The organism is Arthrobacter sp. P1_C12_2 (assembly GCF_056406415.1).
The window spans coordinates 427,770-439,751 of the sequence record NZ_JBFUAF010000002.1 but is presented as its reverse complement, the minus strand read 5'-3'; the positions used below and the strand labels follow the sequence as shown (position 1 = coordinate 439,751).

The 11,982-nt window shown below is 68.4% G+C and carries 12 protein-coding genes; 8 read left to right on the top strand and 4 right to left on the bottom strand.

What is annotated here, in order from left to right; translation table 11 throughout:
- A partial coding sequence (locus AC1DZQ_RS04715) for a M3 family metallopeptidase (RefSeq protein WP_476962401.1) occupies positions 1-1,963 on the bottom strand: 1,963 nt, incomplete at its 3' end.
- An 82-nt stretch (positions 1,964-2,045) separates the two neighbouring features.
- Between AC1DZQ_RS04715 and AC1DZQ_RS04710 the strand changes: the two genes are divergently transcribed.
- From AC1DZQ_RS04710 to AC1DZQ_RS04700, 3 genes are all read left to right on the top strand, one after another.
- The gene (locus AC1DZQ_RS04710; protein WP_476962400.1) at positions 2,046-3,320 is read left to right on the top strand and encodes a CapA family protein; all 1,275 of its coding nucleotides are present in this window, start codon (positions 2,046-2,048) and stop codon (positions 3,318-3,320) included.
- Positions 3,321-3,331: 11 nt separating this feature from the next.
- A complete protein-coding gene (locus AC1DZQ_RS04705) occupies positions 3,332-4,195 on the top strand; it encodes an alpha/beta fold hydrolase (RefSeq protein WP_476962399.1) in 864 nt (287 codons plus the stop codon).
- 69 nt (positions 4,196-4,264) lie between these two features.
- Positions 4,265-5,044, top strand: a complete 780-nt coding sequence (locus AC1DZQ_RS04700; protein WP_476962398.1) for an alpha/beta fold hydrolase — start codon at positions 4,265-4,267, stop codon at positions 5,042-5,044.
- A 27-nt stretch (positions 5,045-5,071) separates the two neighbouring features.
- On the opposite strand, the gene AC1DZQ_RS04695 is transcribed toward AC1DZQ_RS04700, so the two are convergent.
- The 3 genes from AC1DZQ_RS04695 to AC1DZQ_RS04685 are packed head-to-tail and all read right to left on the bottom strand — an operon-like array spanning position 5,072 to position 7,649.
- Positions 5,072-5,536: a GNAT family N-acetyltransferase gene (locus AC1DZQ_RS04695; RefSeq protein ID WP_476962416.1), complete on the bottom strand. Its 465-nt coding sequence runs from the start codon at positions 5,534-5,536 to the stop codon at positions 5,072-5,074.
- Positions 5,537-5,565: 29 nt separating this feature from the next.
- Complete coding sequence (locus tag AC1DZQ_RS04690) at positions 5,566-6,363, bottom strand: type 1 glutamine amidotransferase (RefSeq protein WP_476962397.1); 798 nt, start codon at positions 6,361-6,363, stop codon at positions 5,566-5,568.
- Entirely contained in the window at positions 6,360-7,649 is a 1,290-nt protein-coding gene (locus tag AC1DZQ_RS04685; protein WP_476962396.1) for a MurT ligase domain-containing protein, read from the bottom strand. The genes AC1DZQ_RS04690 and AC1DZQ_RS04685 overlap by 4 nt, the downstream gene beginning before the upstream one ends.
- A gap of 103 nt (positions 7,650-7,752) precedes the next feature.
- Between AC1DZQ_RS04685 and pdxT the strand changes: the two genes are divergently transcribed.
- From pdxT to ruvB, 5 genes are all read left to right on the top strand, one after another.
- On the top strand, positions 7,753-8,454 hold the full coding sequence (gene pdxT, locus AC1DZQ_RS04680) for a pyridoxal 5'-phosphate synthase glutaminase subunit PdxT (protein WP_476962395.1): 702 nt from the start codon (positions 7,753-7,755) through the stop codon (positions 8,452-8,454).
- A 3-nt stretch (positions 8,455-8,457) separates the two neighbouring features.
- Entirely contained in the window at positions 8,458-9,213 is a 756-nt protein-coding gene (locus tag AC1DZQ_RS04675) for a YebC/PmpR family DNA-binding transcriptional regulator (RefSeq protein ID WP_476962394.1), read from the top strand.
- Positions 9,214-9,261: 48 nt separating this feature from the next.
- Entirely contained in the window at positions 9,262-9,840 is a 579-nt protein-coding gene (ruvC, locus tag AC1DZQ_RS04670; RefSeq protein WP_476962393.1) for a crossover junction endodeoxyribonuclease RuvC, read from the top strand.
- A 114-nt stretch (positions 9,841-9,954) separates the two neighbouring features.
- Positions 9,955-10,599, top strand: a complete 645-nt coding sequence (gene ruvA, locus AC1DZQ_RS04665; protein WP_476962392.1) for a Holliday junction branch migration protein RuvA — start codon at positions 9,955-9,957, stop codon at positions 10,597-10,599.
- Positions 10,592-11,728, top strand: coding sequence for a Holliday junction branch migration DNA helicase RuvB (ruvB, locus tag AC1DZQ_RS04660; RefSeq protein ID WP_476962391.1), 1,137 nt, complete (start codon positions 10,592-10,594; stop codon positions 11,726-11,728). The genes ruvA and ruvB overlap by 8 nt, the downstream gene beginning before the upstream one ends.
- Positions 11,729-11,982: the final 254 nt, after the last annotated feature.

The window sequence follows — 11,982 nt, the reverse complement described above, 5'->3', positions numbered from 1 at the left end:
CGCGGAAGGCGCGGAACGACTCCAGCGGGTCACGGCTGTTGCCGCGGGAAAGCAGCTCGGCCCGGAAGAAATTGCCGTTGGCCCGGCTGAGGCCGCCGTTTTCCTTGAACCATTCCACGGTGTCCGCATCCAGGACCTCGCTCCAGATGTAGGAGTAGTAGCCGGCCGCGTACCAGCCTCCCGCGAAGATGTGCTGGAAATAACCGGTCCGGTAGCGCGGCGGGATCAGGCTGTGCGCCACCCCGGCCGCGGCCAGTGCCTTTGCCTCGAACTCGACGGCGTCGTCCGGGATCTCGGAACCGTCAAGGACATGCCACGCCAGATCCAGCAGGGCCGCGCCGAGGTATTCCGTGGTGCCGAAGCCTTCGCCCCAAAGCTGCGCGGCGTCGAGCTTGTCCACGGTCTCCTGCGGCAGGGGCTCGCCGGTCGCATGGTGGCGGGCATAGTTGGCCAGGACCTCGGGCCACATGATCCACATTTCGTTGACCTGCGAAGGGTATTCCACGAAGTCCCGCGGCACGTTCGTACCCGAGAACCGCGGATACGTGACGGCGGAAAACAAGCCGTGCAGGGCATGGCCGAACTCGTGGAACGTGGTGCGGAGCTCGTCCAGCGTCAGCAGGGTGGGCTCGCCGGCCGGCGGCTTGGAGATGTTGAGGTTGTTGATCACCACAGGACGGGTGTTCAACAGCCCGGACTGCTCCACGAGGGAATTCATCCAGGCGCCCCCGCGCTTCGTGTCACGGGTGTAGTAGTCGCCCAGGAACAGGCCCAGGTCCGTGCCGTCGGAATTCTTCACCTCCCAGACACGCACGTCCGGGTGGTAGCCGGCGAGGTCGGCGCGTTCGTGGAAGGTGACGCCGTACAGGGCGTTCGCCGCGAAGAACACACCGTCATTCAGAACCCGGTCCAGTTCGAAATAGGGGCGCAGGGCCTGCTCGTCCACGGCATACCGCTCCCGCTTGACCTTGGCCGAGTAATACGCCCAGTCCCAGGCCTCGAGGGGGTGGCCGGCAGCCTCGGCCAGCGCCTCAGACTCCGCGTCGGCGTTGCGGATCGCGGCCGGGGCCAGCCGGCTCATCATCGCCTGAACGGCCTGGAAGTCCGGTGCCGTCTGCCGGTCCACGCTGAGTTCGGCGAAGTTCGCGAAGCCCAAAAGGCTTGCCTTCTCGGCGCGGAGCCGGACCATGTCCTTGACCAGATCGAGCACATCGAAGCTGCCGCCGTCGCTCCCGCGGCCGATGGAGGCCTCGTAGAGACGGCGTCGGACGTCCCGGTTCGCCAGCGCGGCCATGGCGGGCTGGTTGCTTGGCTGGATCAGGGTCAGCAGGAACTTTCCCTCGTGCCCGGCGGTCCGGGCGGCCTCGGCGGCGCTGGCGACGTCGTCGGCGGGCAGTCCGGTGAGGTCTGCGGCGTCGTCAAGGAGCAGGGCAGCGGACTTCATGCCCTCCTTGACGCGCTGCCCGAACTCGGTGCCGAGCCGGGAAAGCTCGGCGTTGACGTCCCTGAGGCGCTCCTGGCCCGCATCGTCAAGCTGGATGCCGGAGGCCCGGAACTCCTTGAGGTATTCCTCCACGAGCCGGGCGGACTCCGCGTCCAGGACGGCTGCGTCCAGCGCCGCGAAGCGTTCATAGAGCCCGCGGTTGAGGTAGACGGCGTCCTGGTGGGCGGCAAAGAGCGGGGACAGGCGGGTCTCGAGGTCCCGGATGGCGTCCGAGGCGTCCGCGGAAACCAGGGTGAAAAAGGACGCGGCGGCGCGTTCCAGGAGCCTGCCGGAGCGTTCCATGGCCAGAGCCGTGTTTTCGAAGGTCGGGGCGGCCGGCTCGTTCACGATTGCCTCGATTTCGGCAAGGTGCTCGGCCAGGCCCGCCTCGATGGCCTCGGCGTAATGTGCGTCTTCGATATCCGCGAACGGCGGCAGTCCATAGGGCAGGGTGCTGGGGCTCAGGAGGGGATTGGTCATGAAGTGACTCTTTCATGCAGGCGACGGCTTCTCAACGATTGCCTCCGTGTGTTGTGATTCCGCTCACCGTAGGATGGCCGGCATGGGGAACATCAGAGCAGGTCTGCGTGGCCGGATGCTGGCCGCCGCCGCGGCCGTTGTTCTCGCGCCGTTGCTGGCATCCTGCGGCCTCCTCGCCGGGCCCGACCACGCCCCGAGTCCCACGGCGGGAACCGGCGGTACCGGGGGAGCGGCCGCCGTTGCCCAACCGCCGTCGGGCACCCCGATGCCGACCCCGACCCCGACCCCGACGCCGACGCCGGGGATGGGTCCCGGCTGTGCGGCCGCCCGGTGCACCTCCGTCCTTGTCACCGGGGACATGCTGGTCCACCCCCAGCTCTGGCAACAGGCCCGCGAGGACGCCCGCACCGCCGACGCGGCGGGGCTGGACTTCGGGCCGTTGCTGGAGGGCCAGCGGCGCTACATCGAGCAGAGCGACGTGGCGATCTGCCATCTGGAAACGCCGGTGGCCGGCCCGGACGGGCCATTCTCCGGGTATCCCTCTTTCAACGTCCCGCCGCAGATCATCACCGCCGTGCGGGGCGTGGGCTATCAGGCCTGCACGACGGCCAGCAACCACACCGTTGACCGCGGCACCCGGGGACTTATCCGCACCCTGGATACCCTCGACGCCGCGGGGCTCCGGCACACGGGCTCGTACCGGACCGAGGCGGAGTCGCAGGGAATACTGATCCTGCAGACCGCCGCGGCCAGGATCGCTGTCGTTGATGCCACGTTTGGCCTCAACGGGCTGCGCGCCGAGCAACCCTGGCAGGTCGACCTGCTCGATCCCGGTGCCATGATTTCCAAGGCACGCAAGGCCAGGGCTTTGGGCGCGGACATCGTGCTGGGGGTCATGCACGCCGGCGAGGAGTACTCAACCGGGCCCAACGCCCAGCAGCGCGACGTCGCCCATGCGCTCGTGGACAGCGGCCAGTTCAGCATGATCTATGGTCACCACAGCCATTCGGTGCTACCGATCGAGAAGTACAAGGGAACCTGGATTGTGTACGGGCTCGGCAACGGCATCACCGAGCTCTCGCCGTCGTTCGTGGTCAACAACGAGGGCCTGTTGGTCCGGGTGCAGTTCAGCCAGGACGCGGCCGGGGCCTGGACCGCCTCGGATCTGGCCTGGGCGCCGTCGGTGATGGTCCGCGGACCCTACCGCTGGTGCTCGGTGGCGGCCGACGCGCCGCAGGGCCGTTGCGCCGGTACGGCCGCGGACGCCGCGACGCGCCGGCGCACCACGGCAGTGCTGGAGTCGATGGGCGCCGCCGCGGCGGGCGCCCATGAGCTGATTCTTTCCCGGAAGCCCTAAGCTTGGGCGGCATGGAGATGATCAACGAAAGGCGGCGCACCGTCGCGTCGGACGGGGCCGAGCTTGCCGTGTTTGAGTATGGCAGGGAGCCGGGACCGGGGGTGCCGACGCTGCTGCTGGTACACGGCTATCCGGACGACCATCAGGTATACCTGCCGGGCATCCGTGATCTGGCCCGAAGCCACCACGTGGTCGCCTACGACACCCGGAACGCGGGCGCGTCCGCCGTCATCGGCCGCCCCGGGGACTTCACCCTAAAGGCGCTCGTGGATGACATGTTCGCCGTGCTGGCCGCCGTCGGAGCCACGGACGTCCATCTCGTGGGCCATGACTGGGGATCGATCCAGGGCTGGGCCTCCGTCCAGGACCCCAGGGCCGCGGGCCTGATCGGCCGGTACACGTCCATCTCGGGCCCGGACCTGCGGCACTTCGCCCGCTGGGTGCGAAGCCGGTATGCACGTCCACGGGCGTGGCCGCAGCTGGCCGGGCAACTGGCCCGCAGCTGGTACATCCCCGCGTTCCTTGTGCCGAAGCTGCCGGAGGCCGCCTGGCGCCTGTTCCTCACCAAACGCTACGGGCAGACGGCGAAGCGCGACGTCGGCGATGATCCCGTCCGCGGGCTGGCCCTCTACCGCGCCAATTTTTTCTCGTCCGTAAACTGGCCGGCAGGCGGCCGCGTGACCATGCCTGTCCAGGTGGTGGTGCCGCTGAAGGATTCCTTCCTGTCACCGGGCCTCGTGGAGGGACTGGAATCGTGGGTGGATGACCTCACGGTGATCCACGTGGACAGCGGCCACTGGTGGCCGGCATCCCGGCCTGCGGAGTTCGCGGAGCTGCTGCGGCAGCCGCAGACAACGCCACAGACAACGCCGTAGGCCGGCGTCGTCATGGTGCGGGCGGACCGGCGGGATCCGGCACCGCGGAGCGGGACGTTCCGGAACGGGATGGAGTACCTGACGTGGGGCCGGGGCGCGAAGACCCTGCTCTTCGTCCAGGGCGGACCGGGGAGTTTTGTGCCCCAGGGGGTGCTACGCGGACTGCTCCGGCGGGAGTTTGCCGCCTATCAGGAGGCCGGGTACGCCATCTGGGTTGTCACCCGCCGGCGGAACATGCCGGCACCGCACACCAGCGCAGACATGGCGGATGACTACGCTCAGCTGATCGCCGAGGAGTTCGACGGCCGGGTCGACCTGGTGGTGGCCGAGTCATTCGGCGGGATGATTGGGCAGTACCTGGCTGCCCGCCATCCGCAGTCCTTTGGGCACATTGCCATGGTGGTCACTGCGGCCGAGCTGAGCGCGTGGGGCAAGGACGTGGACGAGCGGATGGCCGCCGCCGTCGCCGCCGGAGACCCGGGCCGCGCGGGGACGGTCCTGGCCGAGTACCTCCTACCGGGCCCGCGGACCCGCTGGCTGCGGGAACTGCTGGGCCCTGTTGTCGGCAGGCGGGTGCTGGACCCCTCCGGGTGCCCCGCCGCGGACGTCCTTACGGAGGCGCGGGCCGAGTTGGCGTTCGACGCGCGGGCGGTGCTGCCGCTCATTCGTCCGCCCGTGCTGCTGCTGTGTGGCGGGCGGGACACGTTCTTCCCGAGGGCGGTTGCGGAGGAGACCGCGCGATTGATTCCAGACTGCACCCTGATTCTGTATGAGCGGTGGGGCCACCTCCGGGCGGGATCGAGCAGGCGCGTGCCGCGGGACGTGCTGGCCTTCGTCGGGAGCCGGTAACGGCAGACTGGGCCGGCTACCGGGCTGCTACCCGGCGTCGAGGAGCAGGTTCATGAAGACGCTGTTGGGGTCGGCTTCGTAGCCGGCAAAGGGTGGGCAGTCCGTGAAGCCGTGCCGCTGGTACAGCCGCCGCGCCGGGGCGAAAAACTCCTGGCTTCCCGTCTCCAGGAACATCCGCCGGTAGCCGCTGCGCCGGGCCTCCGCCAGGAGATGGCGCAGCAGCGCCGAGGCAACTCCGCGCCCGCGCGCCGCCGCCGCGGTGCGCATCGACTTGATCTCGGCGTCGCCGGGAGCCAGGTGTTTCAGCGCCGCGCAGCCCAACAGCAGGGAGTCCTGCCGGGCGGTCCAGAAGCTGATGCCGGGTCCGGCCAGCGCGGCGGGATCCAGGGCGTGGACGCTTTCGGGCGGGGAGGTCGCGTACATGTCGGCGAGGTGCTCGCCCAGGAGCTGCAGGACGTCGTCCCGCTCCGGGGTGTCACGCCCGATCAGCATGGTGCCGCCGGGAGTGCCGGCCACAGGAGTCAGCGGGGCCGGCGGGCGGCGTGTTCACGCGCCAGCACCGCGTAGGAGTCGTCCGGGGTGCCCGGAGTGAAGCTGCCGCATTTGCGTTCGACGGCGGTCCGGATCAGGAAATCCGCGAGGGCCGGGTTCTTGGGCAGCAGCGAGCCGTGCAGGTAGCTCGCCACGATGTTGCGGTAGCGGGCGCCTTCCTGGCCGTCGGTGCTGTTGTTGCCGGTGCCCTTGGCGGTGGTGCCGAGCGGTTCGACGCCCGGTCCCAGTGTGGTCTGGCCGCTGTGGTTCTCGTAGCCCAGGATGCTGCCGAACTCGGGGGAGGAGACCGTGACGTTCCCGATCAGGCGTTCGTCGGTGCCGTGGGTCTCCACGTCCAGGATGCCGATGCCCGGCAGGACCGTGCCGAGCCGGGTCTTGAAGAATTTCCCGAACAGCTGGTACAGCCCGCAGATCACGAGCATCGGGGTGCCGTCGTCGGCCAGTTGCTTCAGGGTGGATTCGCGTGAGAGGAGGTCGTCCTGGATGACGAGCTGTCCGCTGTCCTGCCCGCCTCCACCGACAATCAGGTCCACGTCCGCCGGGAACGGGTCACCGACGTTGTATTCAAGCAGTTCCGGCGTGTAGCCGTGCCAGCGCAGGCGCTGCGCGAGGACCAGGGCGTTGCCCCAGTCGCCGTAGATGTTCATGTCCCGCGGGTAGAGCTGCAGGACCCGGATGGTTCCCTTGCTGGGGGCCGCGGAATCTTCGGGCGGAAGTTCGTGCCCAAAGGAGAGCTCGTGCGGGGTTTCGGGGGACCGGGGGGTCATGAGACCACCTCCACTGTGGTGATTTTGGACAGCTCGCGGCGGATGGCCAGCATGGCCGTGTAGGTGCAGAAGATCCGCTTCGGCTTGCCCTGGCCGCCGCGGATGAACGATGCCAGTGCCGGCGCGATTTCCGGGTCGACGGCGCCGATGGCGACGTCGTCGTATTGCAGCCGCAGCGCCATGTCGTACGCGCGGGAGCCCGTGAGCTGGTCCACGCCGCCGTCGCGGAGCGTGTCGAATTCGACGTCCCACAGCCAGGACATGTCCCGACCGTCTGCGTAGTTGTCGTTGATCGCGATCATCGTGGCGTACCCGGCGGCCGGGAACGATTTCAGGCCGAGTCGGAACCCGCTGGGGTTCTTGACCAGGACCAGCTCCAGCGGCAGGCCGTCAACCACGAGGCTTTCGCCGCGGCCGAACGCCGGCGCCACCTTGGACAGCGCCGTGAGCAGGCCGGCCTGGTCGGTCCCGGTGCCGCGGGCGCCCGAGACACCGCGGGCCAGGGTCAGCGCGGCGGCGGCATTGAAGATGTTGTAGACGCCGCGCAGTTTCATCCCCGTGGTCACAGTCGCGCCGTCGTACTCGAAATCGGCGTCGTCGGCCCCCACGCGGCGCAACACGACGTCGGCGGCGGGCCGGGCGGGGGCGGCCGGCACCGGACTGCCCGGGGCGGCGCGCATTTCGTCATCGTTCGGGAAGGTGCTCAGCAGGGAATCGTCCAGCCCGAAGTAGAGCACCTCCGGCCCGTCCAGGGTCTGGGCGATCCGGGCGACGCGGGGGTCTTCCCGGTTCAGGACCACGGTCCCGGTGGTCTTGGACGCGATGTGCTGGAGCAGCTCTGCGGTCTTGTCGATCTCGCCGAACCGGTCCAGCTGGTCGCGGAGGACATTGAGCAGGAGGCTGTACCGCGGCGGGACCTTGTTGACGAAGTGCACGGCATGCGCCTCATCCAGTTCCAGGACCGCGACGTCGGCATCGAGCCGGCCCCGCCAGTCCACCTCGCCCAGGAGCGCCGCGGCCACGCCGCGGGTGAAGTTGCTGCCGGTGCGGTTCGTGAAGACCTTCAGTCCCTGGCTCTCGAGCAGTTCCACCACCATCTTGGTGGTGGTGGTCTTCCCGTTCGTGCCACTGACGACGGCGACCCCCAACGGCAGCGTGGACAGCGTCCGCCGCATGAAATCGGGGTCGATCTTTTCGACCACAAGCCCGGGAAGGGCCGAGCCTCCGCCCCTGAGCCGGGAGACCCGGCGGACGAACTTGCCGAGCGGAACGCTGAAGTAAAGCATGCTCTGTAATATATCCCAGCAGCGGCATGGACCCCGGACACCCGTGGCCGTTGCCTGCGATCTCCATGCGGACCGCGCAGGCGCAGCGCATTATGCTGTGGGGATGACCACCCCCTCTTTTTCCCCTGAATCCCGCGCGGGTTCGGGCCTCCGGATCGGCGTCCTGGCGCTCCAGGGCGACTTCCGGGAGCATCTGCATGCCGTGGAAGCCGCCGGTGCCGCCGGCGTCGGGATCCGGCGTCCGGCCGAACTTGACGGCCTGGACGGGCTCATCATCCCCGGCGGCGAATCGACCACGATAGACAAGCTCTCCAGGATCTTCGGGCTCCGTGATCCGCTGCGCGAACGCATCCTGGCCGGCCTGCCCGTCTACGGCTCGTGCGCCGGAATGATCCTGCTGGCGGACGAGATCGCGGACCCGGCGAAGGACCTTGCCGGAAACCCGCAGCAGACGTTCGGCGGACTCGACATCACTGTGCGCCGCAACGCCTTCGGCCGGCAGCGCGAGTCCTTCGAGACGGACCTGGACTTCAGGGGGCTCGAGTTCAGCGCCGCCGGCGGGGCAGTGGCCCCGGTCCACGCCGTCTTCATCCGCGGGCCGTGGGTGGAGCGCGTCGGCGACGGCGTCGAGGTCCTTGCCCAGGTGGAACCGTCCAAAGCGGGCCACCCCGAATCCCTGGACGGGACGGCTAGAATTGTTGCAGTGCGCTCCGGCAAGCTGCTGGCCACCTCCTTCCACCCGGAAGTGACGGGGGAAAAGCGCGTGCATGAACTGTTTATTCGAATGATCAGAGGAGAAGCGTAAAGCATGTCAGGCCACTCCAAATGGGCGACGACCAAGCATAAGAAGGCCATCCTCGATAGCCGCCGGGCCAAGTCGTTCGCCAAGCTGATCAAGAACATCGAAGTCGCCGCGCGCATGGGCGGCCCTGACCTGTCCGGCAACCCGGGCCTGGAACTGGCCGTCACCAAGGCCAAGAAGACGTCGGTGCCCGCTGACAATATCGACCGCGCCATCAAGCGCGGCGCCGGACTTACCGGCGAGGTCGTCGACTACACCGAAATCATGTACGAGTGCCGCGGCCCGCAGGGTTCCGCGCTGCTGATCGAGTGCCTCACGGACAACAAGAACCGTGCCGCCTCCGAGGTCCGGCTCGCCATCTCCCGCAACGGGGGCACGATCGCCGATCCCGGTTCGGTCAGCTACCTCTTCAGCCGCAAGGGCGTCGTCTCGCTGCCGAAGAACGGCCTCAGCGAGGACGACGTGCTGATGGCGGTCCTCGACGCCGGAGCCGAGGAAGTCAAGGACAACGGCGACACCTTCGAAATCCACTCCGAGCCGACCGACCTCCAGGCCATCCGCGATGCCCTGAAGGAAGCCGGCATCGAGTACGACACCGACGAGGCCGAGTTTGTGCCGTCCATGCAGGTGCCGCTGGACCTCGACGCCGCCAAGAAGTTCATGAAGCTCGTGGACGCCCTGGAAGAACTCGACGACGTCCAGAACGTCTACAGCAACGCCGACCTCAGCGACGAAGTGCAGGCCGCACTGGAAGCCGAGTGACACGCACTCCCAGGCGTGACTTTGAGGCCCGGTCTTGACGGTCCAACCTTGACGCTGCGCGTGTTGGGGGTTGACCCGGGCCTCACCCGTTGCGGGATCGGCGTCGTCGACGTCGAGCGGAACCGGCGGGCCACCCTGGTGGCCTTCGGCGTGGTGGGCACCTCCCCGGAGGAGAGCCTGGACCAGCGGCTGCTGGTCATCGCCACGTCCATCGACGAATGGCTGGACAAGTACGAGCCGCAGGTCCTCGCCGTGGAGCGGGTCTTTTCCCAGCTCAACGTCAGCACGGTCATGGGGGTGGCGCAGGCCTCCGGCGTGGTCATTGCGGCCGCCGCGCGCCGCGGCATCCCGGTGGCGCTTCACACCCCGTCCGAGGTCAAGGCCGCCGTGACGGGAAGCGGGACCTCGAACAAGGATGCCGTCACGAAGCTGGTCACCAAGATCCTCCGGCTCGACGAGCCCCCGCGCCCGGCCGACGCCGCCGACGCCCTTGCACTGGCCATCACCCACGCCTGGCGTGCCGGCAGCGGCGCGGCCGTCGCCACGACGGGACCGGGCAGCCAGTCCCTCACTCCGGCGCAGCGGGCGTGGGCGGACGCGGAGGCAAAAGCGCGCCGTGCGCGCTGAATGTCCGGCTGTGCCGCCGCAGAGCTTGGTAGGGTATTCGTAGATATGTTCGGATAGCCGGGTTGCCCGGCTGTACTTTCTTTTATACCCAGCTGTAGACCCAGGAGCCCGGCCTTGATCAGTTTTCTTCGCGGAACCGTTGCGCATGTTGGCCTGTCCTCCGCCGTGATCGACCTCAACGGCGCCGGCATGAGCGTCAACGCCACACCGCAAACCCTCAGCGGCCTCCGGGTGGGCGAGGAGGGAAAGCTTTTCACGTCCCTGATCGTGCGCGAGGACTCGCTGACCCTGTTCGGCTTCACCAGCGCTGACGAGCGGGAAGTGTTTGACGTGCTGCTCAGCGTCAGTGGCGTCGGTCCCCGGCTCGCCCTGGCCGTACTGGCCGTCCACGAGCCGGAAGCCATCCGGGTGGCCGCCCACTCCGGCGACGGCAAGGCCTTCACGAAGGTCCCTGGAATCGGACCGAAGGTTGCCGGCCGGATCGTGCTCGAACTCGCCGGCAAGCTCGTGCCGCACGGTACCGCCGGCGCGCCCGTCGCGGCACCGTCCGCGGAATCCGTCTGGAAGCCGCAGGTCGTCGCCGCGATGACAAGCCTTGGCTGGTCCGAAAAGGATGCCACGGCCAGCATCGACAAATCCCTCGCCGACTCCCCGGACCTGGCCGCAAACGGCAATGTGGCGGAGATCCTCCGCGCGACCCTGCGCTGGCTGGGGCAGGACGGCGCCCGCGCCGGAAACCGGGTAGGCGCGCGTGGCTGAGCCGTCGATCGTCACCGGGGGAGAGGAACCGGAGGAGCGGGTCATCGAAGCCGCCCTGCGGCCCAAGAACCTGCACGACTTCGTTGGCCAGCACCGGGTCCGCAAGCAGCTGTCCCTCGTCCTGGAGGCCTCGCGCATGCGCGGCCGCAGCGCCGACCACGTGCTGCTCTCCGGCCCTCCCGGCCTGGGCAAAACCACCCTGTCCATGATCATCGCCGCCGAAATGAACGTCCCGCTGCGGATCAGCAGCGGCCCGGCTATCCAGCACGCGGGCGACCTCGCGGCCATCCTGTCCTCGCTCTCTGAGGGCGAGGTCCTGTTCCTGGACGAAATCCACCGCATGTCCCGGCCGGCCGAGGAAATGCTGTACATGGCGATGGAGGATTTCCGCGTCGATATCGTCGTCGGCAAGGGCGCCGGCGCCACAGCCATTCCGCTGGAACTTCCGCCCTTCACCCTGGTCGGCGCCACCACGCGGGCCGGTCTGCTTCCCGGTCCGCTTCGGGACCGCTTCGGATTCACCGGCCACCTTGAGTTTTACTCCGTCGAGGAGCTGGAACTCGTCCTGCGCCGTTCCGCCGGCCTGCTGGACCTGAAGGTCAACTCTGCGGGCTTCAGCGAGATCGCCGGCCGGTCCCGCGGCACGCCGCGCATCGCCAACCGGCTACTGCGCCGGGTCCGCGACTGGGCACTCGTGCACGGCATCGAGCAGATCGATGCCCGGGCGGCGTCCGCGGCCCTGGACATGTACGAGGTCGACAAGCGCGGCCTGGACCGGCTGGACCGTGCCGTTCTCGAGGCCCTCATTACCAAGTTCGGCGGCGGGCCGGTGGGCCTGTCCACCCTCGCGATCGCCGTCGGCGAGGAAACGGAGACCGTGGAAACGGTCGCGGAGCCCTACCTGGTGCGGGAGGGACTGCTGGGCCGGACGCCGCGCGGCCGGATCGCCCTGGCGCCGGCATGGACGCACCTGGGCTTCGCCGTACCTGCCGGCGTCTTCAGCCAGGACCCGCTGGAGCTGTTCCAGGCCGATGAGCTGGCCGACGAGCTCGGCGAGAGCCCGCAGGGCGGGTCCGGCGGGGATCTCGGTGAAGAAACCGATCCTCAGTGGATCAGAAACAGCCGCTAGCACCGTACTGTCAGCTTTTCCCTTTAGACTGGTATGACGCTCGGCACGTTCGGGTTTTGTTTCCGTGGGCGGAGAGCAGGTAGCCGCCGGTGGTTTGGGGATGGTCTCTCTGCCAGCTTGCTGCGTAGACCCCTGCCCGCGCCGCCCGGAGCAAACGGACGTTGCTGAAAAACAGCTATGCAAGTACAGAACGGAACAATCCCTGTGTTCGGACTTATTTCTGCCCAGACCCAGCCGCAGGCCGGCGGCGGCAT